Origin of the sequence: Burkholderia sp. MSMB1589WGS (assembly GCF_001636105.1) — a bacterium.
Lineage (GTDB): Bacteria > Pseudomonadota > Gammaproteobacteria > Burkholderiales > Burkholderiaceae > Burkholderia > Burkholderia humptydooensis.
Window position 1 is genome coordinate 1,382,598 of sequence record NZ_LNJT01000007.1, and the last position, 26,735, is coordinate 1,409,332.

Here is a 26,735-nt window from a genome sequence, read left to right on the forward strand (position 1 = left end):
GACTCCTTTTCGCTTATGCGGTGACGTGCGCCGCTTCGCCCACCAACGCGCCGAACACCGACGCGCCCTGCTCCGCCGGCGCGGCCGCCGCGCGGAACACGCCGAACAGTTCGCGGCCGAAGCCGACTTCGTTTTCCGCCTGATGCGCGGGCTGCGCGATCGCGCGCGCCGCCCATGCTCGATCGTCGATCTCGACGTCGAGCACGCCGGCTTGCGCGTCGATCACGATCGTATCGCCCGTCTGCACCTTGCCGAGCGGGCCGCTCAAGAGCGCCTCGGGCGACACGTGGATCACGGCCGGCACCTTGCCCGACGCGCCCGACATCCGGCCGTCCGTCACGAGCGCGACGCGAAAGCCCTGGTCCTGCAGCACGCCGAGGAGCGGCGTCAGCCGGTGCAGCTCCGGCATCCCGTTCGCGCGCGCGCCCTGGAAGCGCACGACCGCGACGAAATCGCGCTTCAATTCGCCCGCGTCGAACGCGGCCTGCACGGCTTCCTGCGAATCGAACACGATCGCGGGCGCCGTCACCTTGCGGTGCTCCGGCGCGACCGCCGAAATCTTGATCACGCCGCGCCCGAGCCTGCCCTGCATCAGGCGCAGCCCGCCATCCGGCTGGAACGGCGCGGCGATCGGCCGCAGCACCTTGTCGTCGGCGCTCGCGCCGACGCCGTCGACCCACGTCAGCTCGCCGTCGAGCAAGCGCGGCTCCTTCGTGTAGTGCGCGAGCCCCTTGCCCGCGACCGTCGTCACGTCTTCGTGCAGCAGGCCGCCTTCGAGCAGGTTGCGCACGAGGAACGCAATGCCGCCCGCCGCGTGGAAATGGTTCACGTCGGCCTTGCCATTCGGGTAGATCTTCGCGAGGAGCGGCACCGCGGCCGACAGTTCGTCGAAATCGTTCCAGTCGATCAGGATGCCGGCCGCGCGCGCGATCGCTACGAGGTGCAGCGTATGGTTCGTCGAGCCGCCCGTGGCGAGCAGCGCGACGATCCCGTTGACGATCGCGCGCTCGTCGATCACGTGGCCGATCGGCGTGTACTGGCCGCGCTCGGCCGTGAGCTCGAGCACGCGGCGCGCGGCCTCGGCCGTCAGCGCGTCGCGCAGCGGCGTGTGCGGATGGACGAACGCCGAGCCCGGCAGATGCAGCCCCATCACTTCCATCAGCATCTGGTTGCTGTTCGCGGTGCCGTAGAACGTGCAGGTGCCGTGGCCGTGATACGCGGCCGATTCCGCTTCGAGCAGCGCGTCGCGGCCCACCTGGCCCGTCGCGAACTGCTGGCGGATCTTCGCCTTGTCGTCGTTCGACAGGCCGCTCGTCATCGGGCCGGCCGGCACGAAGATCGTCGGCAGATGGCCGAACTGCAGCGCGCCGATCAAGAGGCCCGGCACGATCTTGTCGCAGATGCCGAGACAAAGGGCCGCATCGAACATGTTGTGCGTGAGCGCGACAGCCGTGCTCATCGCGATCACTTCGCGCGAGAACAGCGACAGCTCCATTCCCGCGTTGCCTTGCGTGACGCCGTCGCACATCGCCGGCACGCCGCCCGCGAACTGCGCGACGCCGCCGCGCTCGCGCGCGGCCGCCTTGATGATGTCGGGAAAGCTCTTGTACGGCGCATGCGCGGACAGCATCTCGTTGTACGCCGACACGATGCCGATGTTCGGCTCGCGGATCGCCTTGATCGCGAACTTGTCGCTGCCTTCCAGGCCCGCGAAGCCGTGTGCGAGGTTCGCGCACGACAGCGCGCCGCGCGCCGGGAAGCGGCCTTGCGCGGCGTCGATGCGGGCGAGATAGGCTTGGCGGGTCGGGCGGCTGCGCGCGATCACGCGCTCGGTGACGGACGCAAGAGTGGGGTGCAGCGTGGCCATGCTGGGCGCTCCTCACATGAGCCGGGCGGGGCCGGCAAGCTGGAATCGTGGGGACGTCCGTGTCGTCGGACGAACGGCGCGAGTTTAGTAGAAAAACTACACACCCGCAATCTCGCAGCGCAGCAAAACAATCGGCAACGCATCGCCATAGCCTTTAGATACGGCACATTAACCTAGTGTTAACCCTGATACCTGATGATCGACACATAGTGGCAATCGCTAGAAAATTCTTGTAGATTTTCTACAAGACAATCGTGATACTAGCGTCTGTCCTGTCATTTCACGCGCCTTTTCGCACCATGCTCCCCCGTATCGAGGCGATCCGCGCCCAGCTCCGCCCGTCCGAGCGCAAGCTCGCCGATTTCGTGCTCGCCGCGCCGCGCGAGGTGCTCGATCTGTCGATGACCGAGCTCGCTGCGCGCGCGGGCGCGAGCCAGCCGACGATCGCGCGCTTTTGCCAGGCGCTCGGCTGCAGCGGCTTTCGCGAGTTCAAGATCCGGCTCGCGCAGAGCGTCGCGCCGGGCGTCGCGTCGGTGTATCGCGACGTCGAGCCCGACGAGCGCGCGCCCGGCATCATCGGCAAGGTGTTCGACCGCACGATCGGCGCGCTGATCGAGGTGCGCAACAGCCTGTCGGCGACGAGCGTCGCCGACGCGATCGAGCTGCTCACGCGCGCGTCGCGCATCGAGTTCTACGGCGCCGGCGGCTCGGGCATCGCCGCGCAGGACATCCAGCACAAGTTCTTCCGGCTCGGCGTGCCGAGCGTCGCGTATTCGGACCCGCACACGTTCTCGATGTCGGCGGCGCTCCTCGGCGCGAACGACGTCGTCGTCGCGATCTCGAACACGGGGCGCACGCGCGACATCGTCGACGCCGCGCGCGCGGCGCTCGCGTGCGGCGCGAAGGTGATCTCGATCACGCACAGCCATTCGCCGCTCGCGCAGTTGTCGACGGTGAGCCTCGCGTCGAACGTCGCCGAGGAAACCGACGTGTTCTCGCCAATGACGTCGCGCATGTCGCATCTCGCGATCGGCGACATTCTCGCGGTCGGCGTCGCGCTGCGGCGCGGGCCCGAGCTCGTCGACCGGCTCGGCCGCGCGAAGGAGGCGATCACGCGGCGGCGGATCGGCGACGCGGGCGTGGCAAAGGAAAAAGCAAAGGTGTAAAACGAAGCGCGGCGCGCACCGGAAGACCGACGTGCGCGCGCGTGCGCCCAACCGGCGTTCGTCGATTTCCTGTCAGAGAGGCACATCAAGATGAACAACGTTGCACTCGTATGCGTCGCCGTTCTGGGATGCCTGCTGTTCGGCCTCGGCTTGTCCGTGTCGATGATGCGTTTTCGCGAGCGCACCGGCTCGGGCCATCAGCCGGACCCGGCGAACCGGCTGCACAAGCTCGTCCGTGCGCATGCCAATACGGCCGAATATGCGCCATTCCTCGCGGCGCTGTTTCTCTATCTCGGCGCGCGATCGCCTTCGGCGGCGACCGTGTCGCTGATCGTCGCGGCCACCGTGTGCCGCTGCCTCCTCGTCGTCGGGCTGATCGCATGGCCGACGATGGCGAAGCCCAATCCGGCCCGGTTCGTCGGCGCGCTCGGAACCTACCTGGCCGGACTGGCGCTATGCGCGACGCTGTTGCGTTGAAATGACGCGCGCCCGCGTCAGAACGGCTTGATCACCGCGAGCGCGACGGCGGCGAGCATCCCGAGCACCGGCAGCTCGTTGAACACGCGATACCACTTGTCCGACCGGCGGTTCTCTCCGCGCTCGAACACCTTCAGCAGATGCCCGCAGTACGCGTGATAGACGACGAGCAACAGCACGACCGCGAGCTTCGCGTGCACCCAGCCCTGCCCCTGCCCGATGCCGATCACGAGCCACAGCCACAGCCCGCACGCGAGCGCGGGCACCGCGATGATCGTCATGAAGCGCAACAGCTTGCGCGCCATCGCGAGCAGCCGCCGGACCGCGGCGGGATCGGTTTCCATCGCGAGGTTCACGTAGATGCGCGGCAAATAAAAGAGCCCCGCGAACCACGACGCGATCAGCACGATATGAAAGGTCTTGACCCAGAGCATCGTCATCGATCGTTCTCCTTCGTCACTGACGCCCTTCGCCGTGCCCGAGCACCACGTACTTCAGCGACGTGAGCCCTTCGAGCCCGACCGGGCCGCGTGCGTGCAGCTTGTCGTTCGAGATGCCGATCTCCGCGCCGAGGCCGAACTCGAAGCCGTCGGCAAAGCGTGTCGACGCGTTCACCATCACGCTCGCCGAATCGACTTCGCGCAGGAAGCGCATCGCGCGGTCGTGATCCTCGGTGACGATCGCGTCGGTGTGATGCGAGCCGTACTCGTTGATGTGCTCGATCGCGGCGTCGATGCCGTCGACGATCTTGATCGCGAGCACCGGCGCGAGATATTCGGTGCGCCAGTCTTCCTCGGTCGCGTCGACGAGCGGGCCGACGCCCGCCGCCTCGAGCGCCGCGCGCGCATCGGCGTCGACGCGCAGTTCGACGCCCTTCTCGCGATACAGCCGGCCGAGCGGCGACAGCACCGCGGGCGCGATCCCGCGCGCGACGAGCAGCGTCTCCATCGTGTTGCAGGTGCCGTAGCGGTGCGTCTTCGCGTTGTCGCAGACGGTGAGCGCCTTCGTCACGCTCGCGCGATCGTCGACGTACACGTGGCAGATGCCGTCGAGATGCTTGATCATCGGCACGCGCGCCTCGTTGATCAGCCGCTCGATCAGGCTCTTGCCGCCGCGCGGCACGATCACGTCGACGTAGTCGGTCATCGTGATCAGCTTGCCGACCGCCGCGCGATCGGCCGTCTCGACCACCTGCACCGCGTCCTGCGGCAGCCCCGCCGCGGCGAGCCCTTCGCCGATCAGCCTCGCGAGCGCGGTGTTCGACTCGAGCGCCTCCGAGCCGCCGCGCAGGATCGTCGCGTTGCCGGATTTCAGGCACAGCGCGGCCGCGTCGACCGTCACGTTCGGCCGCGATTCGTAGATGATGCCGATCACGCCGAGCGGCACGCGCATCTGGCCGACCTGGATTCCGCTCGGGCGGTACTTGAGGTTGCTCATCTCGCCGATCGGGTCCGGCAGCGTCGCGACCTGGCGCAACCCCTCGACCATCGTCTTCAGCGCCTTGTCCGACAGCGTCAGGCGATCGACGAACGCCGCGTCGAGGCCCTTGTCCTTCGCGCGCGCGACGTCGCGCGCGTTGGCCGCCTTCAGTGCGTCGGCGTCGCGCTCGATTGCCTGCGCGACAGCTTCGAGCGCGGCGTTCTTCGCCGCGGTGGACGCGCGCGCGATCTCGCGCGAGGCGCGCCGCGCGCGGCGGCCGACGTCCGTCATGTACTGATCGATATCCATCGTGAGACTCGCAATGCAAGCCGCGTCGAGCGGCGAAAAAACGATTGTCGGAAAACGGGGGGCGTCGGGCGCCGCGTCGGCGCTCGCGCGGCCGGTTCACGCCGACCGGTTCACGCCGCCTGATTGTAAGCGCCGGCGCGAAAGCGCGCTCAGGCGGGCCGGCGCGGCGCGTCGCCGCCTGGCCCGGACGCGCGCGCGACGGTCATCGCGAGCTGGAACAGGCCGTCCCACGGATCGGGCGGCGGCTCGCCGCGCGCCGCACCGCGCGACACGGCGGAAAGCCCCTTGACCTGCCGATCGAGCCGCGCGGCGAACGCGAGCGCGTGCTCGAGCGCCGCCTCCGATACGCGCGACAGCGCGGGTCCGACGAGCCGCTCGCGCGGCCCCCACACGCGGTTCTCGCGCACGAGCACGGCAAGCGGCTTGCCGGCCGCGACGCCGCGCTTGATCCGCAGCAGCGTGCGCAATTCCTCGACGACCGCCCACAGCACGAGCACGAGCGCCTCGCCCTCGCCCTTCAGGCCGTCGATCATCCGCGCAAGCCGCGCGGCGTCGCCCGCGAGCATCGCCTCGTTGAGCTTGAACACGTCGTAGCGCGCGACGTTCAGCACCGCGTCTTGGATCTGCTCGAACGTCAGCGCACCGGCCGGATACAGCAGGCCGAGCTTCTGGATTTCCTGATGCGCGGCGAGCAGATTGCCTTCGACCCGCTCGGCGACGAACGCGAGCGCGCGCCGCCCGTCGTCGCCCGGCGCGACCCGCTGCCCCTGCAGCGCGAGCCGCTGGCCGATCCAGTTCGGCAATTGCGCGCGCTCGACGGGGTCGATCTTCAGCGCGACGCCGCCGTTCGCGAGCGCCGTGAACCACGCGGATTTCTGCGTCGCCGAATCGAGCCGCGGCAGCGTGACGAGCATCAGCACGTCCGGGTTGTCCGCGCCGGCGAGCGTCTTCAGCGCGTCGGCGCCGTCCTTGCCCGGCTTGCCGGACGGAATCCGCAGCTCGACGAGCTGCCGCTCGCCGAACAGCGACATCGCCTGGCTCGCGCCAATCAGCGTGCTCCAGTCGAAGCCGCGCTCGACGGTGTGCACCGAGCGCTCGGTGAAGCCCGCCGCGCGCGCGGCGGCGCGGATCTTGTCGCACGCCTCCTGCGCGAGCAGCGGCTCGTCGCCATAGACGACGTACAGTCCGGCGAGCCCCTTCGAGAGATGCGGCTCCAGCGCGTCAAGTCGCAGTTGCATCGGTTCGAGCGTCGATCGTTGAGGAAGAAAGGAACGCGGCGATCACAGCGGCGGCGGCGGCAGCGGCGCGCGCGGCGCGACGGCCGGCACGCCCTTGCCCGGCTCCGGATGCAGCGTGCGAACGATCGCGAGGCGGCGCATCAGTTGATCGATCGCGTCGTTCTGCATGTCCGCGAACAGGATCTCGGCTTCCTGCGCCTTCGCGTTCGTGTACTGCGCGCTGTACGTCATCGCGCGGTTGAGCGCGATCAGCGAAGGCGGAATCAGCGCGGTGCCATCCTTGGCCAGAAGCGTGTAGTTCAGCGAGTAGTTAAGCTGGTATTCCTGCACCGTGCCGAACCGGTCGAGCGTCAGCGTGCCCTGGCCGCGCGATTCCGCGAGGTTCAGCACCGCGTCCGCCTCGTCGGGCGTCTTGACGATCTTCGTGTCGCTGCCGGCCTCGACGAGGCGCGTGAGCCGCGCCGCCGCGGCGGGCGGCGCGCCGGCGATGAACAAGCGCTTGAACGCGTAGTCCTGCTGCCCGCGCAGCTTGAAACCGCACGCGGACAACAGCATCGCGCTGCCCACGAGCATCAAAAACGATCTGCGGATCACCTTCGCTCCTTGCTGATGCATGCCTGCCCCGCCCGCGCGCGCCGTCAGACGACGACGTTCACGAGACGGCCCGGCACGACAATGATCTTCTTCGCCGGCTTGCCTTCGGCGAATTTCGCGAACATCTCGTCGGCGACGGCCGCCGCCTCGATCGCCTCGCGGCTCGCATCCGTCGCGACCTTCAGCGCGCCGCGCACCTTGCCGTTGATCTGCAGCACGAGCTCGATCTCGGCCTGCTCGAGCGCGGCCTCGTCGACCTTCGGCCACGGCGCGTCGAGGAGCGGCGCGTACTCGTCCGCGTAGCCGAGCGCCTTCCACAGCTCGAACGTGACGTGCGGCACGACCGGATACAGCACGCGCAGCAGCACGCCGTAGGTCTCGCGCTGCACGGCGGGCGTCGCGCCCTTCGCGCCTTCGATCGCGTTCAGCATCTTCATCGCGGCCGACACGACCGTGTTGTACTGCAGCCGCTGGTAGTCGAAATCGGCCTGCTTCAGCACGCCGTGGATCTCGCGGCGCAACGTCCTGTCCGCTTCGGCGAGCTGCGCGGCGTCGAACGACGCGCGCACGGCGAGCGCCTCGCGGTTCGCGAAGCCGAACGCCCACACGCGGCGCAGGAAGCGGCTCGCGCCGTCGACGCCCGCGCCCGACCACTCGAGCTGCTGCTCGGGCGGCGCGGCGAACATCGTGAAAAGGCGCGCGGTGTCGGCGCCGTAATGGTCGATCAGCATCTGCGGATCGACGCCGTTGTTCTTCGACTTCGACATCTTCTCGATGCCGCCCAGCTCGACCGGCTGCCCGTCCGCCTTCAGCACCGCGCCGACGGGGCGCCCCTTGTCGTCGAACGACACGGTGACGTCGGCCGGGTTGTACCAGGTCTTCTTGCCCGCCGCGTCCTCGCGGAAGAACGTCTCGTTGAGCACCATCCCCTGCGTGAGCAGGTTCTTCGCCGGCTCGCCGAACGCGACGAGGCCGAGGTCGCGCATCACCTTCGCCCAGAAGCGCGAGTACAGCAGGTGCAGGATCGCGTGCTCGATGCCGCCGATGTATTGATCCATCGGCATCCAGTAGTCGGTGCGCGCATCGACCATCGTCTCGGCGTCGGGCGCCGCGTAGCGCGAGAAGTACCACGCGGAATCGACGAACGTGTCCATCGTGTCCGTTTCGCGCTTCGCGGCCGCGCCGCACTTCGGGCACGCGCAGTTCAGGAACGCGTCGGATTTGGCGAGCGGGTTGCCCGTGCCGTCCGGCACGAGGTCTTCCGGCAGCACGACGGGCAGGTCCTGCTCCGGCACCGGCACGTCGCCGCAGGACGGGCAATGGATGATCGGAATCGGCGTGCCCCAGTAGCGCTGACGCGAAATGCCCCAGTCGCGCAGCCGGTACGTGATCTGCCTGTCGCCGAAGCCGCCCGCCTTCAGGTCGGCCGCGATCGCGTCGACGGCCGCGTCGTACGCGAGGCCGTCGTACTTGCCGCTGTTCACGCACACGGCGCGCGTCTTGTCGGCGTACCACTCCTGCCACGCGTCGGTCGAGTACGTCTCGCCTTCCGCGGAAATCACCTGCTGGATCGGCAGGCCGTACTTCTTCGCGAACGCGAAGTCGCGCTCGTCGTGCGCGGGCACGCCCATCACCGCGCCCTCGCCGTAGCTCATCAGCACGTAGTTGCCGATCCACACCTCGACGGGCGCGCCCGTGAGCGGATGCGACACCGAAAAACCCGTCGCGACGCCCTTCTTCTCCATCGTCGCGATGTCGGCCTCGGCGACGCCGCCGTGCCTGCATTCGTCGATGAACGCCTGCAGCTCGGGCTTGTCCTGCGCAAGCCGCGCGGCGAGCGGATGCTCGGCCGCGATCGCGCAGAACGTGATGCCCATGATCGTGTCCGCGCGCGTGGTGAACACGCGCAGCAGCTTCTGCTCGCCGTCGAGCGCGTACGGGAAGCCGAAGTTCACGCCGAAGCTCTTGCCGATCCAGTTCTGCTGCATGATCTTCACGCGCTCGGGCCAGCCGAGGCCGTCGAGATCGTTCAGCAGCTCGTCCGCGTACTGCGTGATCCGCATGTAGTACATCGGGATCTCGCGCTTTTCGACGAGCGCGCCCGAGCGCCAGCCGCGCCCGTCGATCACCTGCTCGTTCGCGAGCACGGTCTGGTCGACCGGGTCCCAGTTCACGATGCCCGTCTTCTTGTACGCGATGCCCTTCTCGAGCATCTTCAGGAACAGCCACTGGTTCCACTTGTAGTAGTCGGGCTTGCAGGTCGTGACCTCGCGCGACCAGTCGATCGCGAGGCCCATCGACTGCATCTGCTTCTTCATGTACGCGATGTTCTCGTACGTCCACTGCGCGGGCGGCACGCCGTTGGCCATCGCGGCGTTCTCGGCCGGCATCCCGAACGCGTCCCAGCCCATCGGCATCAGCGTGTTGTAGCCGTTCATCCGCAGATAGCGGTACATCACGTCGTTGATCGTGTAGTTGCGCACGTGGCCCATGTGCAGCTTGCCGGACGGGTAAGGCAGCATCGACACGCAGTAGAACTTCTTGCGGTTCGCGTCTTCCGTCGAGCGGTAGGCATCGGCTGCGCGCCAGTCGCTCTGGGCGGCGGCTTCGACGTCGGCGGGTACGTATCTTTCGTGCATGGTGTGGTTCGGGCTGGGCGTTGAGCGGCGCGCGGCGCGAAGCGCCGGGCACGCGCGCTCGAGTGGATCGAAAGTCGCGCTTCCCCGGCGGCCGGGGCGCGGCGCAGGGAAAACGTCGATTATACCGTCCGCGCCGGCCAGCAACGCCGTCCGAGCGGGCGCGGGCCGCGATCAGCGCGGCGCGGCAGGCGATTGCGGCTGCGATTGCGGCCGCGATTGCGGCCGCGGCTGCTGCGGCGCGGCGCGCGGCGGCGACTGCCGGGCCGGCGGCGGCGCGGGCGCGTCGGTGACGAAGCCGATCCGCGCGACGCCCGCCTGCTGCGCGGCGCCCATCACCTGCGCGATCGTGTCGTAGCGGGTGTCGCGCGCCGCGCGCAGGTGCAGCTCCGGGTCCTTGCCGCCCGCCGCCGCGTCGCGCAGCCGCGCGGCGAGCGCATCGGGCGCGACGGGCGCGTCGTTCCAGTACAGCTTGCCCGCCGTGTCGATCGACACCGTGATCGTCTCGGGCGTCTCGCGCGCGGGCGCCGCCGCGACCTTCGGCAAATCGAGCCGGATCGCGTGCGTCAAGAGCGGCGCGGTAATGATGAAGATGACGAGCAGCACGAGCATCACGTCGATGAGCGGCGTCATGTTGATGTCCGCCATCGGCTGCGACGTGTGCTGATGATCGAGTCCGCCGAACGCCATGCCGCCCTCCTCGCTGGGTGTATCGGATCGACGCCGCCCGTCAGGGCGCGGCGGCCGGGGTTGCGGCCGGCTCGCCGCAGACGAACACGTGCAGATCGCGTGCGAAGCCGTCGAGCTCCTCGACGAGCTGGCGCACGAGCCGCCCGAGGATGTTGTACGCGAGCACGGCCGGAATCGCGACGACCAGGCCGAACGCGGTCATGATGAGCGCCTCGCCGACCGGGCCGGCGACGTTCTCGATCTGCGCCTGCCCGCTCGCCGCGATGCTGCCGAGCGCGTGATAGATCCCCCAGACGGTGCCGAGCAGGCCGACGAACGGCGCGGTGCTGCCGATCGACGCGAGCAGCACCTGGCCGAATTCGAGCCGCCGCTGCGACGCGCGCAGCGCGTGGCGCAGCGCGCGCAGCACCCGCTCTCCGCGCTCGACGCGCGCAAAGAGCGCATGCGGCTCGACGCGCGACGCGGCGTCGGCATCGCGCGCGGCCTCGGCGAGCGGCGCGAACACGCGCTCCTTGTCGGCTGCGCGCAGTGCCGCGACGCCGTCGTCGAGCGTCGCCGCGCGCCAGAACGCGGCGAGCGCTCCGGGCCCCTGGCGCTTCGCGCGCACCAGCACCCACGCCTTCACGATCAGGAAGCACCAGCTCGCGATCGACATCGCGAGCAGCACGTAAGCAACCGCGTGCGTGACGGCGTCGCCGCTCTCGAGGTAATGGAGGATGCCGGTCGGGGTCGCCATCGATGCCCGGAAGTGGCGCTCAGCGCAGGCCGAGCACGTCCTGCATGTCGAAGAAGCCGGTCTCGCGGCCGGCGAGGAAGCGCGCCGCGCGCAGCGCCCCTTGCGCGTACGACACGCGGCTCGCCGATTTGTGCGTGATCTCGATGCGCTCGCCGATGCCGGCGAAGAGCACCGTGTGATCGCCGACGATGTCGCCGCCGCGGATCGCCGAGAAGCCGATCGTCGACGGATCGCGCTCGCCCGTCACGCCGTGGCGGCCGTAGACCGCGCATTCGTCGAGCGAGCGGCCTGTCGCGGCGGCGATCGTCTCGCCCATCATCAGCGCGGTGCCGGACGGCGCATCGACCTTGTGCCGGTGATGCGCCTCGATGATCTCGATGTCGTAGCCTTGCGCGAACTGCTTCGCCGCGAATTCGAGCAGCTTCATCGTGACGTTCACGCCGACGCTCATGTTCGCCGAGAACACGAGCGCGATCCTCTCGCCCGCCGCGCGCAGTTGCGCCTTCTGCGGCTCGCTGAAGCCCGTCGTGCCGATCACGAGCTTCACGTCGTGGCGCAGCGCCGCATCCAGATGCGCGAGCGTGCCCTCGGGGCGCGTGAAGTCGATCAGGCAGTCGGCTTCGGCGCACACGCGCTCGATATCGTCGGTGAGCGCGACCCCGGTCTGTTTGCCGAGGAACGCGCCCGCGTCCTGGCCGAGCTGCGGCGAGCCCGTGCGGTCGAGCGCGCCGGCGAGCGTCGCGTCGGGCGCGGCGAGCACCGCTTCGATCAGCATCCGGCCCATCCGGCCGGACGCACCAGCAATCGCAATCTTCATGGACGACATGCGCTACCTGCTACGAATGAAAGACGGGCGGCGCGCGCCGCCCCGGATTGGTTCGGACTGCCGGATCAGCCGCCCGTTCCCTGCGCGCCGGATGCGGGCGCGGGCGCCGTGAGCGGCTGGTTCGGCAGGCTGTCGGCGCCCTGGGGGCCGACCGGCTGGCTCGCGCCGCCCTGCGTGGCGGCCGGCGGAGGCGGACGATGGAACTGGAACTGCGGCTGGATCGCGGGCGCGGCGCCGGGCGGCAAGCCGCCAGGGGTCGGAGCGTTCGGCGCCGCCTGCGCGGACGGCGAGAAGCGGGCCGCCGCGCCGCTCTGGCCGGACACCTGCGCGGTCGCGCGGTTCGCCGCGCGCGCCGCCTGCGCGTTCGCGTCGCTCTGGTCCGCCGCCTGCGCGGCTTCGGGCGCCGCCGCCGCAACCTCCGGCGCGGACGCGGCGCTCGCGGCCGCAGCCGCCTTGCGCGCCTTCTTGCCGCGACGATCGCCGTCGATGTCGGCGAGCAGATCGAGCTCGGACGGCAGATTGTCGGCGCCTGTCCAGCCCGCGAGGCGGTCGCCCGCGAAATTCACCACGAGATCGCGCTGCTGGACGACCGACGTCGAGCCGCGCTTGAAGTAGAAGATGTAGTCCCAGCGATCCGCATGGAACATGTCGGTCAGAAGCGGCGTGCCGAGCAGCGCGCGCACCTGCTCGCGCGACATGCCGACCTGCAGTTGCGACGCCTTTTCCTGCGACACGAAGTTGCCCTGGACGACGGTGATCCGATACGGCGTAATGCTCTGCGCGATCCGTTGGGTCACGCTGTCGTACGACGAACAGGCGGCCAGTCCGACCACGGCGACGGCTGCGATAACGGTGCTCCGCACGCGGCTCCTCTGAAGTTGCAAAAGCGATCTTGGAATCATGTCCCTCACCGTGCTGGCCCTTGTCCGAGGCCGCGCGAGAATGTCACAGATGACTGAAAAGGCGAAAAGCCGGTACTATTGAAGCCCTGCATTGTACTCTAGGGACGCCTAGCCATGACCAATCCGACCGATCTCAAAAACATCGGGCTCAAGGCCACCCTACCGCGCCTCAAGATCCTCGAAATTTTCCAGCAAAGCCCGGTACGCCACCTGACGGCTGAAGACGTCTATCGCAACCTGCTGCACGAGGAGCTCGACATCGGCCTCGCAACCGTCTACCGCGTGCTCACCCAGTTCGAGCAGGCGGGCCTGCTCTCGCGCAGCAACTTCGAATCCGGCAAGGCCGTGTTCGAGCTGAACGAAGGCTCGCACCACGATCATCTCGTGTGTATCGATTGCGGCCGCGTCGAAGAGTTCTTCGACGCCGAGATCGAAACCCGCCAGCAGGCGATCGCGAAGGAACGCGGCTTCAAGCTGCAGGAGCATTCGCTCGCGATGTACGGCACCTGCACGACGGAAAACTGCCCCTATCGCAAGCACTGAGGCCAGCACTCGGCGCGCGGCCCGAGCGCCGCGCATGCGCAAGGCCCAGCCGGCGCAAGCCAGGCTGGGCCTTTTTGCGTCGCGCCTCGCGTGCGCGTCGAGCGCCAATCCGGCGCGCGTCAGGCGGCGCTTGCGTGCGCGTCGTCCGCGACGAGCCGCCGGTGCGCGTCGAGCGCGATCTCGTCGCAGTTCGGCTGCGCGCCGCCGCGATCGATCACGACGAAATCGCTCACCGCATCGAGCGCGAGGAGCGGATGGTGCCAGACACCCTTCGCATAATTGACGCCTTGCCAGCCCTGCGCGAGAAACGCGCGCATCCGGGTCGGATCGAATTCGCCCGCGGGAGCCACGACGATCGCGTAGCGCGCGACCGCCGCGAGCGGGACGAACGCCTGGCTGCCGAGCGGATGCCGCTCCATCATGTCGACCTCGATCGGCCACGCGCGCGGCTGCGCGCGAAAAAGGCTCACGAGCGGCAGCCCGCCCGCCTCCGTGACGTCGATCGACGCGAGATCGTGGAAGCGCTCCGTCGTCCCGCCGTTGATCAGGAAGCGGCGGGCACCCGCGAGTTCGATCACGTCGCCGAACGGCGCGAACGCTTCCCGCGTCAGGCGCTCGAGGCGCAAGGTATGCAGCGTCTGCATGCGCGCCCCCCGTTACGCGAGCTCGCCCCAGAGGCGCAGCCGCGACACGCCGCCGTCCGGATGAATGTTCAGGCGCACGTGCGTGACGGGGCCGAGCGCGGCGAGCTCCGTCTCGAACGTGTGCACGCTGTCCATCCTGAGCGGCTGCTCGCCGAGCAGCACCGGCCAGAACATCGCCTGCGTGACGAGCGACGCGTCGGTGCCGCCCGCGACGCGCGCCGCCTGCAGCGAGCAGCGGTCCGGGAAATTGCCCTTGAAGTGCGCGGTATCGACTTCGACCCTGCGAATCACGCCGGGCCGCGCGAGCGCGACGATCGCCCAGTCGTTGCCGGGCTCGCGGCGGCGGCGCGTCTCCCAGCCGTCACCCATGTTCGCGCCGCGCCCGGGCATCAGCATCCGCGACGCGGGGCCGAAGTGCTCGTTGTTCGCGGCGACGAGATACGCGCCGTTCTCGATCGCGGCGAGATCGACGAGCTCGCCGCGCGCCGCGCGGCTCCAGTCGCGCTGCGGCTGGCCGTACACGCGCAGCCGCGCGAGCCCGCCGTCCGGATACAGGTTCACGCGCAGGTGCGTATAGGCGCGAGGATTGCTCACGTCGATGTAGTGATGCTGGTTGCCCGCGAGCGTCGTCGCGGGCACGAGCGTCTCCCAGACGGCGTCGTCCGCCGGCGTGTCCGCGTCCGACACGCACGCGTCGATCGACGCGGCGGGCGGGAAATTGCCGGTGAAGTGGCTCGTGTCGAGATCGACGCCGTACACGACGCCCGGCCGCGCGAGCCGCACGACGCAGAAGTCGTGCCCCGTCGTGCGCTTGCGGCGCGTCTCCCAGCCGTCCATCCATTTGCCGTGGTCGTCGTACTTGCCGGGGATGAACACGGCGGGCTCCGGATCGAGCATCCGCTCCTTCGGCGCGAAGAATTCGTCGCTCGCGAAGAGCGCCTTCGCGCCGAGGCGCGGATCGGCGAGATTCATGTAGCGGCGCGTGAACGCGGGCGCGTTCGGATCGATGATCGGGGCGGCCATGTCGTCTCCTGTTGTTGGATGTAGGTCCGAAAAGCGGAAAAACCGAAAACCTGAAAAACGAAGCGCCGGCGCGAACCGCCGCGCCGGCGCGCGACGCCGGGCGGCGCCGCGTCAGAGCGCGTGCGCGCCGCCGTCCGCGATCGCGCCGTTCGGGCTTTCCTCGCCCGCCGGCACGTAGCGCAGCTCTTCGTTCAGCACGCGCTTCGCGCGGGCGCGGTCGATGTCGTGCTCCCACACCGCGACGACGATCGTCGCAACGCAGTTGCCGAGCAGGTTCGTGAGCGCGCGCGCGATGCCGACGAACCAGTCGACGGGCAGGATCAGCACGAGGCCGAGCACGGGCAGCGCGGGGATCGCCGACAGCGTCGCGGCGAGAATCACGATCGCCGAGCCCGGAATCCCGTGCGCGCCCTTCGACGTGACGAGCGACACGAGCAGCACGACGATCAGGTCGTGCATCGACAGCGGCGTGTTGGTCGCCTGCGCGATGAAGAGCACGGCGAGCGTCAGGTAGATCGAGAAGCCGTCGAGGTTGAACGAGTAGCCGGTCGGGATCACGAGGCCGACCGTCGAGTCCTTCACGCCCATCCATTCGAGCTTGCGCATCACCTGCGGCAGCACGGCGTCCGACGACGCGGTGCCGAGCACGATCAGCAGCTCCTCGCGCAGATAGCGGATCAGCTTGAACACCGAGAAGCCCGCAAGCCTCATCACCGCGCCGAGCACGATCGCGACGAACACGACGCAGCTCGCGTAGAACACGATCACGAGCAGGCCGAGCTGCTTGAGCGACGCGACGCCGTACTTGCCGGTCGTGAACGCGATCGCGCCGAGCACGCCGAGCGGCGCGAGCTTGATGATGAAGCCCATCACGCGGAAAAACACCTGCGCGAATTCGTCGATCAGCGTGTTCACGCGCTTCGCCTTGTCGCCGAGCAGCGACAGCGCGGAACCGAACAGCACCGAGAACACGAGGATCTGCAGGATGTCGCCTTTCGCGAACGCATCGAATGCGGTCTCGGGGATGATCTTCAGCAGATAGCCCGCCGTGTCCTTCAGGCTCTGCGCGTTCTTCGCGTAATCGGCGAGCGACGCGGCGTCAAGCGTATGCAGATCGACGTTCATCCCGACACCCGGCTTCGTCAGGTACGCGAGCACGAGGCCGATGCCGAGCGCGAGCGTTGTCATCGCCTCGAAATAGACGACGGCCTTCAGGCCGACGCGGCCGACCTTCTTCAGATCGCCCGCGTTCGCCATGCCGCTCACGACGACGCAGAACACGATCGGCCCGATCACCATCTTGATCAGCTTCAGGAACCCGTCACCCAATGGCCGCAGCGACTGCGCGAAGTGCGGGAAGAAAGCGCCGAGCGCCACGCCGATCAACAGCGCGATGACCACCCGACCAAACAGCGAATTGAGAAACTTCGACACGGCGTTCTCCCGTCACAACGGTTGCGGATTCGTCTGTTCATACTGGTCCGACCAGTATTGTTATGGACGATAGTAGAAAGCCGATATAGTCGAGTCAAGGACGCCAAAAATAGGGATTACCCCGGCTTTTCCGCTGCGATTGCGCAGCCGTGGCGCGCGCCGGATCATCGCTTTCCCGGAGCCGGGGCGCGTGGCGGCGCCGCCGGTTTAGAATGCCGGTCAGACCGCGCAATCGATCCACTGCATGAAGAACGTTCCGCATACCGTCACCGACGCCGCCATCGCCACGATCCGAGACCGGATCGAGCGCGGCTTCTATCCCGTCGGCAGCCTGTTGCCCGCGCAACGTCAATTGTCCGAAGAACTGGAGATCAGCCGCGCGTCGCTGCGCGAGGCGCTGTCGACGCTCGAGGCGCTCGGCATGCTGCGCATCCGTCCCGGCAAGGGCGTGTATGTCGAGAGCGCGCAGGCAAGCGCCGCGCACGCATGGCGCTTCGCCGAGCAATCGTCGCTGCCCGACACCTACCAGATGCGCTATGCGCTCGAAGGCTTCGCCGCGCGAATGGCCGCGCTCGCCGTCAGCGAGCAGGATCTCGCGTGGTTCGAAGAGAACATCGCCGCGCTGCAGGAGGCGCTCGCGAACGACGAGCTCGACAGCGCGTCGCAGCTCGACTTCGATTTCCACATACGGATCGTCAGTCTCGCCGGCAACGCGGCGATCGAGTCGATCCTGCGCGGCAGCGCGGACATCATGAAGGAAAGCCAGCGGATGCCGTTCTACCGGCGCGAGCTCGTGCTGTCGACGTATCGCGAGCATCGCGCGATTCTCGACGCGCTGATCGCGAAGGACCCCGCCGCCGCGGGCGCGGCGATCGAAGCGCACATCTCGAACGCCGCGCAACGCGCGGGCGTGTTCTTTCCGACGCCGAAGCACTGACGCGTCGGGCTCGGCATCGCGTCAGCGCACGGAAATCGCGCACCGCACGAACCGTCCCGCGCCTCGCCACTACTCGCCACTACTCGCCGCCCGACGGCGCGCCGTCGCGCCCGCCCCGCCGCGGCTTCCGATTTCGTGCCGCCTCGCCAGCACATGATCGACGAACGCCCGCGTCGCCGCGCTTCGATACCCGCCCTTGCGCATCAACAGCGCCGCCGTGCGTTGCGGCAGCGACGGCTCGAGCCGGATCGCGCACAAATCGTCACGACGCTCGGCGATCACCGACGGCAGCACCGTCGCAATCCGTCCGCCGCGCACCATCTCCAGCATCGCGCTGATCGAGTTCACCTCGATCGCGACGCGCGGCGTGAGCCCGTTGCGATGGAAGTACTCGTCGACCTTGCTGCGCGTCGCGAACGCGCGGCTCAACAGGATCAGCGGCTCGTCGGCGGCCTCGCCGGGCGAAAGCGGCTTGCGGCGGCGCGCATGCCGATGGTCGCGGCCGACGACAAGCGCGAGCGTCTCGACCCAGAGCGGCGTCGCTTCGATTTCCGGCGACTGCGTCGCGTCGAACGCGATGCCGACGTCGAGCTCGTCGTCGGCCAGGAGCGGCTCGATCTGTTCCTGCGGCAGCTCGCGGATCGTCAGCTTCAGGTTCGGATAGCGCGCATTGAAGCCGTCGATCAGCCAGCCGATCAGATACGCGGAGAAGGTCGGCGTCATCGCGAGCCGCAGCGAGCCGCTCTGCAGATTCTCGACGTCGTGCACCGCGCGACGCCCGGCCTCGAGCTGCTGCAGCGCGGCCCGCGCGTGCCGCGCATACGCGGCGCCGAATTCGGTCAACCGCACGGCGCGAGCCGCGCGGTCGAACAACTGCACGCCGAGCGCGTCCTCAAGCTGCCTGATCTGCTGCGACAGCGTCGGCTGCGACACGTGCAGCGCCTCGGCCGCGCGCGTGAAGTTGCCCTGTTCGGCGACGGCGAGAAAATAGCGGATATGTCGGAGCAGCATCGCGTCCCGGATATTGGTTTTGCCTATGCGAACAATAATAAACCGGTCTTGGACGCTATGAATCGTTTGCCTCATTCTTCGGTCCTCGGCTTTTGCCACCGATCACGGAGCACACGATGCAGGACATCATCGAAGGGTTTCTGAAGTTCCAGCGCGACGCGTTTGCGCCGCGCACGGCGTTGTTCAAGCGCCTCGCCACGAGCCAGCAGCCGCGCGCCCTCTTCATCTCGTGCTCGGACAGCCGCCTCGTGCCCGAACTCGTCACGCAGCGCGAGCCCGGCGACCTGTTCGTGATTCGCAACGCGGGCAACATCGTGCCGTCGTTCGGCCCGCAGCCCGGCGGCGTATCGGCGTCCGTCGAATATGCGGTCGCGGTGCTCGAAGTGGCCGACATCGTCGTGTGCGGCCACTCCGACTGCGGCGCGATGCACGCGATCGCGTCGTGCGCGTGCCTCGACCATCTGCCCGCCGTGCGCGGCTGGCTGCGCTACGCGGACGCCGCGAAATGCGTGAACGAAGCGCGCGAACACGCAAGCGAGCAGGCGCGCGTCGATTCGATGGTGCGAGAAAACGTCGTCGCGCAACTCGCGAACCTCAATACGCATCCGTCGGTGCGGCTCGCGCTCGAGCAAGGGCGCCTCGCGCTGCACGGCTGGGTGTACGACATCGAAACCGGCTCGATCGACGCGCTCGACAGCACAACGGGCCGCTTCGTCGCGCTCGCCGAGCATCCGCACGTGCGCGCGGCGTGATGCACGAAGCCTCGCGCGTCACGCATCGCGCCCGCCATTTCCCTTCGCTTCCCCGATCCCTCACCGCAAGGAGTCCGCATGACCCAATCGCAACATAGCCAGTCCGCACGCGAGGCGCTCGCCGAGCGCATCGTCGACGCGAAGACGCGCAAGAACCTTACGTTCGAGCAGATCAACGAGGGCACCGGCCTGAGCGTCGCGTTCACGACGGCCGCGCTGCTCGGCCAGCATCCGCTGCCCGCCGACGCCGCGCGCGCCGTCGCCGCGAAGCTCGACCTCGACGACGACGCGGTGCGCCTGCTGCAGACGATCCCCGTGCGCGGCAGCATCCCCGGCGGCATCCCGACCGATCCGACGATCTACCGCTTCTACGAAATCGTGCAGGTGTACGGCTCGACGCTGAAGGCGCTGATTCACGAGCAATTCGGCGACGGCATCGTCAGCGCGATCAATTTCAGGCTCGACATCAGGAAGGTCGACGATCCGGAGGGCGGCTCGCGCGCCGTCATCACGCTCGACAGCAAATATCTGCCGACGAAGCCTTTCTGAACGCCGCACCGACACGCGGCCCGACACGCGGCCCGACACGCGGCTCGACCCGGCGGGCGGCTTCGCGCGGCCCGCCGCGCGCATCGCCCGCGGCCGCTCGCTTCGTTCGCTCGAGCCGCTTCAGTCGCTTCGCTCTTTCCACCCCCGTCCTTCTTCGCCACGCGCCTCATGAATTCCGTCACCGCCACCCCGCCCGCGCTGACGCGCGGGATGACGCTGCTGTTCGCATGCGCCTGCGGCATCGTCATCGGCAACCTCTACTATTCGCAGCCGCTCCTCGCGGCGATCGCCGCGAGCTTCGGGCGCAAACCCGCCGAGCTCGGCTATCTCGTCACGCTGACGCAGCTCGGCTACGCGGCGAGCCTCCTCATCGTCGTGCCGCTCGGCGACGTCGTCAATCGCCACACGCTGATCGTGCGGCTGCTGATCGCCAACATCGTCGCGCTCGTCGCGGTCGCGTCGAGTACGAGCTACGGCTTCTTCATCGCGGCGAACATGTGCGTCGGCTTCGTCACGTGCTCGACGCAGTTGCTCGTGCCGTTCGCCGCGTCGCTCGCCGGCGACGCGGCGCGCGGCCGCGCGGTCGGCACCGTGATGAGCGGCCTCCTGCTCGGCATTCTGCTCGCGCGCGTCGCATCTGGCGCGATCGCCGACTGGCTCGGCTGGCGCGCCGTCTACGCGATCGCGTCGCTGATGGTGCTGTTGCTGGCGGGCGTGCTCGCCGCGAAGCTGCCGAAGGATCGCCGCGACGCGCGCATCGACTACGCGGCGCTGATGAAGTCGCTCGCCGCGCTCGTGCGCACGCAGCCGCTGATCGCGCTGCGCTGCGCATATGGCGCGCTCGTATTCGCCTGTTTCAGCCTGCTGTGGACGGGCCTCACGTTTTTGCTCAGCCAGCCGCCGTATGGCTATACGGAAGGCCGGATCGGCCTGTTCGGCATCGTCGGCGCGGTGGGCGCGCTCGCCGCGGCTTCGGCGGGAAGGCTCGTCGACCGCGGGCACGGCAACGCGGCGACCGGCCTGTTCGCCGCGGCGGTGCTCGCGTCGTTCGCGCCGATCGCGGCGGGCGGGCAGTCGCTCGCCGCGCTGATCGTCGGCATCCTGTTGCTCGACGTCGGCGTGCAGGGCCTGCACATCTCGAACCAGAGCGTGATCTACGCGCTCGCCGGCGACGCGCGCAGCCGCGTCACGACGATCTATCTGACGAGCTATTTCATCGGCGGCGCGCTCGGCTCGGGCGCGGCGGGCGCCGCGTTCGGCCTTGACGGCTGGCGCGGCGTCTGCATCGCAGGTGCGATCCTGTCGGGCGGGCTCGTCGCGCTGTGGGGCGCGTCGCAGCGCGTCGGCGCGCGGCGACAGGCCGCGCCATAAGCGGCGGCGACAAAAGCGGGCGGCGACAAAAAAGCCCGGCCGGCAGGCAGCCGGACCGGGCTCGGTCGCGACGCGGGCCGCCGCGAGGCGGCCCGCGCGTGCGGGATCACTTCGCGTTCGCGAGCGCGATCGCCGTATCCAGCATGCGGTTCGAGAAGCCCCACTCGTTGTCGTACCAGCTCGACACCTTGACGAGGCGGCCCGACACCTTCGTGAGCGTCGCGTCGAACGTCGACGAAGCCGGGTTGTGGTTGAAGTCGACCGACACGAGCGGCGCGTCGTTGTAGCCGAGGATGCCCTTCAGCGCACCTTCCGACGCTTCCTTCATGATCGCGTTGACTTCGGCCACCGTCGTGTCGCGCTTCGCGATGAACGACAGGTCGACGATCGACACGTTGATGGTCGGCACGCGGATCGCGTAGCCGTCGAGCTTGCCGTTCAGCTCCGGCAGCACGAGGCCGACGGCCGCCGCCGCCCCCGTCTTCGTCGGGATCTGGCTGTGCGTCGCCGAGCGCGCGCGGCGCAGGTCTTCGTGGTAGACGTCCGTCAGCACCTGGTCGTTCGTGTACGCGTGGATCGTCGTCATCAGGCCGGTTTCGAGGCCGATCTTGTCGTTCAGCGGCTTGACGAGCGGCGCGAGGCAGTTCGTCGTGCACGATGCGTTCGAGATCACGGTGTGCTCGGCCTTCAGCACGTCGTGGTTCACGCCGTAGACGACCGTCGCGTCGACGTCCTTGCCGCCCGGCGCCGAGATGATCACCTTCTTCGCGCCGCCCTTGAGGTGCGCGCTCGCCTTTTCCTTCGACGTGAAGAAGCCCGTGCATTCCAACACGACGTCGACGCCCAGCTCGCCCCACGGCAGCTCGGCCGGGTTGCGGTTCGCGAGCACGCGGATCTTGTCGCCGTTCACGACGAGGTAGTCGCCGTCGACCGACACTTCACCCGGGAACTTGCCGTGCGCGGTGTCGTACTGCGTCAGGTGCGCGTTGGTCTTCGCGTCGCCCAGATCGTTGATCGCAACGATCTCGAGATCGTGCTTCTTGCCGTTTTCGTAGAAAGCGCGCAGCGTGTTGCGGCCGATGCGGCCGTAACCGTTGATTGCAACGCGAATCGTCATGGTGTATCTCCTGATGGCTGAAAAAATACTTCGTGCAGCTTCACGCGCGCCCGGCCGGCGCGGGGCACGGCCGCCCGGGCGTCGATTGGGTTACGCGAGCACCGCCTTCGCCGTTTCGACCACGTGCTCGACGGTGAAGCCGAAATGCTTGAACAGCACGCCAGCCGGGGCCGACTCGCCGAACGTGTCGATGCCGACCACGCCGCCTTCGAGGCCCACGTACTTGCGCCAGAAACCAGTGACGCCCGCTTCGATCGCGACGCGGCGCACGCCGTGCGGCAGCACGCGCTCGCGGTACTCGGCGCTCTGGCGGTCGAACACGTCGGTGGACGGCATCGACACGACGCGCGCGGCGATCCCCTGCCGCGCGAGCGGCTCGACCGCCTTCATCGCGAGCTCGACCTCCGAGCCCGTCGCGATCAGGATGATCTTGCGCGCGACGATCTCTTCGTCCCAGTCGCGCAGCACGTAGCCGCCCTTCTCGACGTTCGCGAGCTGCGCGTCGGTGCGCGCGTTGAACGCGAGGTTCTGGCGGCTGAAGATCAGGCACGACGGATTCTGGTGCGCGACCGCGTGGGTCCACGCGACGGCCGTCTCGACCGTGTCCGCCGGACGCCAGACATCGAGGTTCGGGATCAGGCGCAGGCTCGCGACATGCTCGACCGACTGGTGCGTCGGGCCGTCTTCGCCGAGGCCGATCGAATCGTGCGTGAACACGAAGATCGACGGCACCTTCATCAGCGCGGCGACGCGCAGCGCGTTGCGGCTGTAGTCGGAGAACGTGAGGAACGTGCCGCCGAACGGCTTGTAGCCGCCGTGCAGCACGAGGCCGTTGATCGCGGCGCTCATGCCGAATTCGCGCACGCCGTAGTTGATATGGTTGCCCCACTGGACGCCCGGGCCGTCCGCATTCGCGCGCACCGCCTTCGACGCCTTCCAGTTCGTGAGGTTCGAGCCCGTCAGGTCGGCCGAGCCGCCGAGCAGTTCGGGCAGCACCGCCGCGAGCCCTTCGATCGTCTGCTGCGACGCCTTGCGGGTCGCGACCGTCTCGCCGCGCTCGTTCGCGCCCGCGACGATCGCCGCGGCCTTCGCGGCCCAGTCGGCCGGCAGCTTGCCCGCCATCCGGCGCTCGAACTCGGCCGCCTCGGCCGGATACTTCGCGCGGTATTGCGCGAACGCCGCGTTCCAGTCGCCTTCGCTGCGCTTGCCCGCCTCCTTCGCATCCCACGCCGCGTAGACTTCCTGCGGGATCACGAACGGCGCCCACTTCCAGCCGAGCGCGTCGCGCGTCTTCGCGATCTCGTCTGCGCCGAGCGGCGCGCCGTGCACGTCGTGGCCGCCCGCCTTGGTCGCCGCGCCGTTGCCGATGCGCGTCTTGCAACAGATGAGGGTCGGCTTGTCCGAGCCCTTCGCCTTCGCGATCGCCGCGTCGATCGCGTCGACGTCATGGCCGTGCACGTTCGGAATCACGTTCCAGCCGTACGCCTCGAAGCGCTTCGGCGTGTCGTCGTGGAACCAGTTGACGACGTCGCCGTCGATCGAGATGCCGTTGTCGTCATACAGTGCGATCAGTTTGTTCAGCTTCAGCGTGCCGGCGAGCGAACAGGCCTCGTGCGAGATGCCTTCCATCAGGCAGCCGTCGCCGAGGAACACGTACGTGTGGTGATCGACGATCTTCGCGCCGTCGCGGTTGAACTCGGCGGCCATCAGCGCTTCGCCGAGCGCCATGCCGACCGCGTTCGCTAGGCCCTGGCCGAGCGGGCCCGTCGTCGTCTCGACGCCCGGCGTGATCCCGTATTCCGGGTGGCCCGGCGTTTTCGAATGCAGTTGGCGGAAATTCTTCAGCTCTTCGATCGGCAGATCGTAGCCCGTCAGGTGCAGCAGCGAGTACAGCAGCATCGAGCCGTGGCCGTTCGACAGCACGAAGCGGTCGCGGTCGGCCCAATGCGGGTTCGCCGGATTGTGCTTCAGGTGGCGCGACCACAGCGCGACGCCGATCTCGGCCATGCCCATCGGCATGCCGGGGTGGCCGGAGTTCGCTTGCTGGACGGCGTCCATCGCGAGCGCGCGGATCGCGTTGGCCATCAGGGTGGTGGAGGCGGGAGACGAAGTCGTCATGTCGAGTCCGGAGAACGAGTCGAGAAAACGGGGCACGGGCGGCATCCGAAGCTCGCGGGCCAACCGTTCCCGGCGCGCGGTGCGGCGCCGGCAGGACGCAAAGCGGACGAGCAGACGGACGAGGTTGCAAAGCGGGTCATTTTAGCAGATGCCCTTCGCGCGAGCCTTGTCGGAATCCGCCCGTCCATGCGGTTTCTCGGCCATCTTCCCACCCTCTATAATTCGGACTATCGGAACCGCCCCGCCCAACCCGCGCCCGCCGCCTTGAGCACCACCCTCCTCTTCCACCCGACCCCCGACGTCGCCTACGGCTTCCCAAACGCCCGGCGGCTCGCGCGCATCGAATCCGAGCATCAGCAGATCGAGGTCTGGGACACGGCGCTGCTCGGGCGGCTCTTCACGCTCGACGGCCGGCCGATGACGTCGGTCGGCGACGAGTTCGTCTATCACGAATGCATGACGCATCCGGCCGCGCTCGCGCATCCGGCGCCGAGGAAGGCGCTCGTCCTGGGCGGCGGTGACGGCGGCGCCGCGCGCCAGCTCCTCAGGCATCCATGCATCGAGCGGATCGTCGTCGCGGAGCTCGATGCCGCCGTCGTCGACATGGCGCGCCGCTATCTCGCCGACGTCCACCAGGGCGCGCTCGACGATCCGCGCGTCGAGCTCGTGATCGGCGACGCCGCGCGCTACGTCGGCCACGCGTGCGAGCACTTCGACCTCGTCGTATTCGATCTGACGCCGCCCGACTCGCCCGCGGCGGGCCTCTACACGCCCGAGTTCTACGCGCGCCTGAAGCGCATCCTGACGCCGCAGGGCGCGGTGTCGCTGCATCTCGGCTCGCCGCTCTTTCACGAAGCGCGCATCGCCGCGCTGCTCGCCGGGCTGCGCGCGAGCTTCGCGGTGGTCGCGCCGCTTTGCGCGCACGTGCCGCTGTATGGCTCGCCGTGGTTGATGGCGATCGCGAGCGACGCGCTCGACGCGGCATCGCTGTTCGCGCACGACGTCGAGGCGCGGCTCGCCGAGCGGCGCATCGAAGGCTTGCGCTTCTACGACGCGAAGCTGCATCCCGCACTCTTCACGCTGCCGCACGCGCTGCGCGATACTCTCGGCGTGCATCGCTAAGTTCGGCGAAGCATCCGCCTTTCCCGCAGGAGAACCCGCATGACCGACCCACGGCCGGCCGACGTGCCCTGGTTGACCCCTTATCTGACGGTGCGCAGCGCGCAGGCGTCGATTCAGTTCTTTAGCGACGCGTTCGGCTTCGAGAAGCGCGATTTGATCGACGAAGACGGCGCGATCATGCACGTCGAGATGTCGTACCGCGGCCAGTTGATCGTGATGTTCGCGCCCGAGGGCGCGTTCGGCTCGACGGCGCGCACGCCGCGGCGCGCGGGCGCCGTCGCGCCGCAGTCGTTCTATCTGTACGTCGACGACGTCGATGCGACCTACCGCCGCGCGCTCGACGCGGGCGCGAAATCGCTGACCGCGCCGCAGGACCAGTTCTGGGGCGATCGTTTCGCGCAGATCGAGGATCTCGACGGCTACCGCTGGGCGCTCGCGCGGCGCATCGCCGCATGAGCGGCGCCGCCACGACCGCGGCGGTGCCGCGCTTTTTCGTCGACGCGGCGTTGCGAACCGACGCCACGCTCCCGCTGCCGGTCGACGTCGCGCGTCACGCGCAGGTGCTGCGGCTGCAGCCTGGCGACTTGCTCGCGCTGTTCGACGGCACGGGCGGCCAGTACCGCGCGCGGATCGTCGAGATCGACAGGCGCGGCGCGCTCGCCCGGATCGACGCGTTCGAACCCGTGGAAGCGGAGCCACCGTACCGCGTGACGCTCGCGCAGGGCATCGCCGGCGGCGACAAGATGGACTGGGTGATCGAAAAGGCGGTCGAGCTCGGCGTCGCGGCGGTTGCGCCGCTGTCGACCGCGCGCGGCGTCGTCAAGCTGTCGGGCGAGCGCGCGGACAAGCGCGTGTCGCACTGGCGAGGCGTCGTGCGCGCGTCGTGCGAGCAGTGTGGCCGCAATCGCGTGCCGGATGTCGCGCCGGTGCGCGGCTTCGACGCGTGGCTCGACGCGCTGCCCGCCGCGCCGGCCGAAGGCGAGCTGCGCCTGCTGCTGTCGCCGCGCGCGAGCGTGCCGTTCGCATTGCTGCCCGACGCGCCGCCCGCCGGCGACGTCACGTTGCTGATCGGCCCGGAAGGCGGGCTGTCGCCCGACGAGGAGCGGGCCGCGCGCGCGCGGGGCTTCGCCGCGCTGTCGCTCGGCCCGCGCGTGCTGCGCACCGAGACGGCGGGTGCGGCCGTGCTCGCCGCGCTTGCCGCGCGCTGGGGCGGATGGTGACGCGCCGCGACCGTCAGGCGCGCGTCAGCCGGCC

The 26,735-nt window shown here is 68.8% G+C and carries 27 protein-coding genes; 11 read left to right on the forward strand and 16 right to left on the reverse strand.

Annotated features, from left to right (window positions below; genetic code table 11):
• Positions 1 to 13: 13 nt before the first annotated feature.
• Positions 14 to 1,867, reverse strand: coding sequence for a phosphogluconate dehydratase (gene edd / locus WT16_RS14310; protein WP_015600784.1), 1,854 nt, complete (start codon positions 1,865 to 1,867; stop codon positions 14 to 16).
• On the opposite strand from edd, the gene WT16_RS34905 reads away from it, so the two are divergent.
• The 3 genes from WT16_RS34905 (at position 1,853) to WT16_RS14320 (ending at position 3,510) form a co-directional block, all read left to right on the forward strand.
• Positions 1,853 to 2,044, forward strand: a complete 192-nt coding sequence (locus tag WT16_RS34905; RefSeq protein WP_075644950.1) for a hypothetical protein — start codon at positions 1,853 to 1,855, stop codon at positions 2,042 to 2,044. The two genes, edd and WT16_RS34905, sit on opposite strands and share 15 nt — an antisense overlap.
• A 122-nt stretch (positions 2,045 to 2,166) precedes the next feature.
• Positions 2,167 to 3,033: a MurR/RpiR family transcriptional regulator gene (locus WT16_RS14315; protein ID WP_006025258.1), complete on the forward strand. Its 867-nt coding sequence runs from the start codon at positions 2,167 to 2,169 to the stop codon at positions 3,031 to 3,033.
• 90 nt (positions 3,034 to 3,123) lie between these two features.
• Positions 3,124 to 3,510: an MAPEG family protein gene (locus tag WT16_RS14320; RefSeq protein WP_006025257.1), complete on the forward strand. Its 387-nt coding sequence runs from the start codon at positions 3,124 to 3,126 to the stop codon at positions 3,508 to 3,510.
• A gap of 17 nt (positions 3,511 to 3,527) precedes the next feature.
• On the opposite strand, the gene WT16_RS14325 is transcribed toward WT16_RS14320, so the two are convergent.
• From WT16_RS14325 to bamE, 9 genes are all read right to left on the reverse strand, one after another.
• The gene (locus WT16_RS14325; protein WP_009913587.1) at positions 3,528 to 3,950 is read right to left on the reverse strand and encodes a CopD family protein; all 423 of its coding nucleotides are present in this window, start codon (positions 3,948 to 3,950) and stop codon (positions 3,528 to 3,530) included.
• A gap of 16 nt (positions 3,951 to 3,966) precedes the next feature.
• The gene (locus tag WT16_RS14330) at positions 3,967 to 5,238 is read right to left on the reverse strand and encodes a glutamate-5-semialdehyde dehydrogenase (RefSeq protein WP_063533571.1); all 1,272 of its coding nucleotides are present in this window, start codon (positions 5,236 to 5,238) and stop codon (positions 3,967 to 3,969) included.
• 149 nt (positions 5,239 to 5,387) lie between these two features.
• Positions 5,388 to 6,476, reverse strand: a complete 1,089-nt coding sequence (holA, locus tag WT16_RS14335) for a DNA polymerase III subunit delta (RefSeq protein WP_063533572.1) — start codon at positions 6,474 to 6,476, stop codon at positions 5,388 to 5,390.
• Between the two features lie 42 nt (positions 6,477 to 6,518).
• Positions 6,519 to 7,070 (reverse strand): LPS assembly lipoprotein LptE, encoded by a 552-nt coding sequence (lptE, locus tag WT16_RS14340; RefSeq protein WP_015601197.1) that lies wholly within the window; start codon positions 7,068 to 7,070, stop codon positions 6,519 to 6,521.
• A 44-nt stretch (positions 7,071 to 7,114) separates the two neighbouring features.
• On the reverse strand, positions 7,115 to 9,709 hold the full coding sequence (gene leuS, locus WT16_RS14345; protein ID WP_063533573.1) for a leucine--tRNA ligase: 2,595 nt from the start codon (positions 9,707 to 9,709) through the stop codon (positions 7,115 to 7,117).
• 171 nt (positions 9,710 to 9,880) lie between these two features.
• Positions 9,881 to 10,396: a biopolymer transporter ExbD gene (locus WT16_RS14350; protein WP_063533574.1), complete on the reverse strand. Its 516-nt coding sequence runs from the start codon at positions 10,394 to 10,396 to the stop codon at positions 9,881 to 9,883.
• 40 nt (positions 10,397 to 10,436) lie between these two features.
• Positions 10,437 to 11,132: a MotA/TolQ/ExbB proton channel family protein gene (locus WT16_RS14355; RefSeq protein WP_015601715.1), complete on the reverse strand. Its 696-nt coding sequence runs from the start codon at positions 11,130 to 11,132 to the stop codon at positions 10,437 to 10,439.
• 19 nt (positions 11,133 to 11,151) lie between these two features.
• Complete coding sequence (gene dapB, locus WT16_RS14360; RefSeq protein WP_009913595.1) at positions 11,152 to 11,949, reverse strand: 4-hydroxy-tetrahydrodipicolinate reductase; 798 nt, start codon at positions 11,947 to 11,949, stop codon at positions 11,152 to 11,154.
• A gap of 74 nt (positions 11,950 to 12,023) precedes the next feature.
• A complete protein-coding gene (bamE, locus tag WT16_RS14365) occupies positions 12,024 to 12,821 on the reverse strand; it encodes an outer membrane protein assembly factor BamE (RefSeq protein ID WP_015601067.1) in 798 nt (265 codons plus the stop codon).
• A gap of 153 nt (positions 12,822 to 12,974) precedes the next feature.
• Here bamE and fur point away from each other — a divergent pair, with 153 nt between their 5' ends.
• A complete protein-coding gene (fur, locus tag WT16_RS14370) occupies positions 12,975 to 13,403 on the forward strand; it encodes a ferric iron uptake transcriptional regulator (RefSeq protein WP_006025247.1) in 429 nt (142 codons plus the stop codon).
• 119 nt (positions 13,404 to 13,522) lie between these two features.
• Here fur and WT16_RS14375 read toward each other — a convergent pair whose 3' ends face one another.
• From WT16_RS14375 to WT16_RS14385, 3 genes are all read right to left on the reverse strand, one after another.
• Positions 13,523 to 14,047, reverse strand: a complete 525-nt coding sequence (locus WT16_RS14375) for an ureidoglycolate lyase (RefSeq protein ID WP_063533575.1) — start codon at positions 14,045 to 14,047, stop codon at positions 13,523 to 13,525.
• A 12-nt stretch (positions 14,048 to 14,059) separates the two neighbouring features.
• Positions 14,060 to 15,070: an allantoicase gene (gene alc, locus WT16_RS14380; protein ID WP_006025245.1), complete on the reverse strand. Its 1,011-nt coding sequence runs from the start codon at positions 15,068 to 15,070 to the stop codon at positions 14,060 to 14,062.
• A 111-nt stretch (positions 15,071 to 15,181) separates the two neighbouring features.
• Positions 15,182 to 16,504, reverse strand: coding sequence for a C4-dicarboxylate transporter DctA (locus WT16_RS14385; RefSeq protein WP_009913601.1), 1,323 nt, complete (start codon positions 16,502 to 16,504; stop codon positions 15,182 to 15,184).
• Between the two features lie 244 nt (positions 16,505 to 16,748).
• Here WT16_RS14385 and WT16_RS14390 point away from each other — a divergent pair, with 244 nt between their 5' ends.
• Positions 16,749 to 17,441, forward strand: a complete 693-nt coding sequence (locus tag WT16_RS14390; RefSeq protein WP_015601801.1) for an FCD domain-containing protein — start codon at positions 16,749 to 16,751, stop codon at positions 17,439 to 17,441.
• 69 nt (positions 17,442 to 17,510) lie between these two features.
• On the opposite strand, the gene cynR is transcribed toward WT16_RS14390, so the two are convergent.
• Positions 17,511 to 18,452 carry a transcriptional regulator CynR gene (gene cynR, locus WT16_RS14395; protein WP_015601230.1) on the reverse strand — a complete coding sequence of 314 codons (942 nt, stop codon included), beginning with the start codon at positions 18,450 to 18,452 and terminating at the stop codon, positions 17,511 to 17,513.
• A 116-nt stretch (positions 18,453 to 18,568) separates the two neighbouring features.
• Between cynR and WT16_RS14400 the strand changes: the two genes are divergently transcribed.
• The 3 genes from WT16_RS14400 (at position 18,569) to WT16_RS14410 (ending at position 21,124) form a co-directional block, all read left to right on the forward strand.
• Positions 18,569 to 19,204 carry a carbonic anhydrase gene (locus WT16_RS14400; protein ID WP_059931146.1) on the forward strand — a complete coding sequence of 212 codons (636 nt, stop codon included), beginning with the start codon at positions 18,569 to 18,571 and terminating at the stop codon, positions 19,202 to 19,204.
• Between the two features lie 78 nt (positions 19,205 to 19,282).
• Entirely contained in the window at positions 19,283 to 19,753 is a 471-nt protein-coding gene (gene cynS / locus WT16_RS14405; RefSeq protein WP_015601287.1) for a cyanase, read from the forward strand.
• Between the two features lie 168 nt (positions 19,754 to 19,921).
• The gene (locus tag WT16_RS14410; RefSeq protein ID WP_063533576.1) at positions 19,922 to 21,124 is read left to right on the forward strand and encodes an MFS transporter; all 1,203 of its coding nucleotides are present in this window, start codon (positions 19,922 to 19,924) and stop codon (positions 21,122 to 21,124) included.
• A gap of 106 nt (positions 21,125 to 21,230) precedes the next feature.
• Here WT16_RS14410 and gap read toward each other — a convergent pair whose 3' ends face one another.
• Positions 21,231 to 22,241, reverse strand: a complete 1,011-nt coding sequence (gene gap, locus WT16_RS14415; protein ID WP_063533577.1) for a type I glyceraldehyde-3-phosphate dehydrogenase — start codon at positions 22,239 to 22,241, stop codon at positions 21,231 to 21,233.
• Between the two features lie 90 nt (positions 22,242 to 22,331).
• On the reverse strand, positions 22,332 to 24,404 hold the full coding sequence (gene tkt, locus WT16_RS14420; protein ID WP_041861581.1) for a transketolase: 2,073 nt from the start codon (positions 24,402 to 24,404) through the stop codon (positions 22,332 to 22,334).
• Positions 24,405 to 24,623: 219 nt separating this feature from the next.
• On the opposite strand from tkt, the gene speE reads away from it, so the two are divergent.
• The 3 genes from speE to WT16_RS14435 are packed head-to-tail and all read left to right on the forward strand — an operon-like array spanning position 24,624 to position 26,701.
• Positions 24,624 to 25,481, forward strand: a complete 858-nt coding sequence (gene speE / locus WT16_RS14425) for a polyamine aminopropyltransferase (RefSeq protein WP_015601937.1) — start codon at positions 24,624 to 24,626, stop codon at positions 25,479 to 25,481.
• A gap of 39 nt (positions 25,482 to 25,520) precedes the next feature.
• Positions 25,521 to 25,937: a VOC family protein gene (locus WT16_RS14430; RefSeq protein ID WP_015600515.1), complete on the forward strand. Its 417-nt coding sequence runs from the start codon at positions 25,521 to 25,523 to the stop codon at positions 25,935 to 25,937.
• Positions 25,934 to 26,701 carry a 16S rRNA (uracil(1498)-N(3))-methyltransferase gene (locus tag WT16_RS14435; protein WP_063533578.1) on the forward strand — a complete coding sequence of 256 codons (768 nt, stop codon included), beginning with the start codon at positions 25,934 to 25,936 and terminating at the stop codon, positions 26,699 to 26,701. The genes WT16_RS14430 and WT16_RS14435 overlap by 4 nt, the downstream gene beginning before the upstream one ends.
• Positions 26,702 to 26,735: the final 34 nt, after the last annotated feature.

What these genes read in the sequence shown, in the direction of transcription:
- edd (WP_015600784.1), bottom strand. Translation starts at nt 1,867, where the DNA reads ATGGCCACGCTGCACCCCACTCTTGCGTCCGTCACCGAGCGCGTGATC.
- WT16_RS14315 (WP_006025258.1), top strand. Translation starts at nt 2,167, where the DNA reads ATGCTCCCCCGTATCGAGGCGATCCGCGCCCAGCTCCGCCCGTCCGAG.
- WT16_RS14320 (WP_006025257.1), top strand. Translation starts at nt 3,124, where the DNA reads ATGAACAACGTTGCACTCGTATGCGTCGCCGTTCTGGGATGCCTGCTG.
- WT16_RS14325 (WP_009913587.1), bottom strand. Translation starts at nt 3,950, where the DNA reads ATGACGATGCTCTGGGTCAAGACCTTTCATATCGTGCTGATCGCGTCG.
- WT16_RS14330 (WP_063533571.1), bottom strand. Translation starts at nt 5,238, where the DNA reads ATGGATATCGATCAGTACATGACGGACGTCGGCCGCCGCGCGCGGCGC.
- holA (WP_063533572.1), bottom strand. Translation starts at nt 6,476, where the DNA reads ATGCAACTGCGACTTGACGCGCTGGAGCCGCATCTCTCGAAGGGGCTC.
- leuS (WP_063533573.1), bottom strand. Translation starts at nt 9,709, where the DNA reads ATGCACGAAAGATACGTACCCGCCGACGTCGAAGCCGCCGCCCAGAGC.
- WT16_RS14350 (WP_063533574.1), bottom strand. Translation starts at nt 10,396, where the DNA reads ATGGCGTTCGGCGGACTCGATCATCAGCACACGTCGCAGCCGATGGCG.
- WT16_RS14355 (WP_015601715.1), bottom strand. Translation starts at nt 11,132, where the DNA reads ATGGCGACCCCGACCGGCATCCTCCATTACCTCGAGAGCGGCGACGCC.
- dapB (WP_009913595.1), bottom strand. Translation starts at nt 11,949, where the DNA reads ATGAAGATTGCGATTGCTGGTGCGTCCGGCCGGATGGGCCGGATGCTG.
- fur (WP_006025247.1), top strand. Translation starts at nt 12,975, where the DNA reads ATGACCAATCCGACCGATCTCAAAAACATCGGGCTCAAGGCCACCCTA.
- WT16_RS14375 (WP_063533575.1), bottom strand. Translation starts at nt 14,047, where the DNA reads ATGCAGACGCTGCATACCTTGCGCCTCGAGCGCCTGACGCGGGAAGCG.
- alc (WP_006025245.1), bottom strand. Translation starts at nt 15,070, where the DNA reads ATGGCCGCCCCGATCATCGATCCGAACGCGCCCGCGTTCACGCGCCGC.
- WT16_RS14390 (WP_015601801.1), top strand. Translation starts at nt 16,749, where the DNA reads ATGAAGAACGTTCCGCATACCGTCACCGACGCCGCCATCGCCACGATC.
- cynR (WP_015601230.1), bottom strand. Translation starts at nt 18,452, where the DNA reads ATGCTGCTCCGACATATCCGCTATTTTCTCGCCGTCGCCGAACAGGGC.
- WT16_RS14400 (WP_059931146.1), top strand. Translation starts at nt 18,569, where the DNA reads ATGCAGGACATCATCGAAGGGTTTCTGAAGTTCCAGCGCGACGCGTTT.
- cynS (WP_015601287.1), top strand. Translation starts at nt 19,283, where the DNA reads ATGACCCAATCGCAACATAGCCAGTCCGCACGCGAGGCGCTCGCCGAG.
- WT16_RS14410 (WP_063533576.1), top strand. Translation starts at nt 19,922, where the DNA reads ATGAATTCCGTCACCGCCACCCCGCCCGCGCTGACGCGCGGGATGACG.
- gap (WP_063533577.1), bottom strand. Translation starts at nt 22,241, where the DNA reads ATGACGATTCGCGTTGCAATCAACGGTTACGGCCGCATCGGCCGCAAC.
- tkt (WP_041861581.1), bottom strand. Translation starts at nt 24,404, where the DNA reads ATGCCGCCCGTGCCCCGTTTTCTCGACTCGTTCTCCGGACTCGACATG.
- WT16_RS14430 (WP_015600515.1), top strand. Translation starts at nt 25,521, where the DNA reads ATGACCGACCCACGGCCGGCCGACGTGCCCTGGTTGACCCCTTATCTG.
- WT16_RS14435 (WP_063533578.1), top strand. Translation starts at nt 25,934, where the DNA reads ATGAGCGGCGCCGCCACGACCGCGGCGGTGCCGCGCTTTTTCGTCGAC.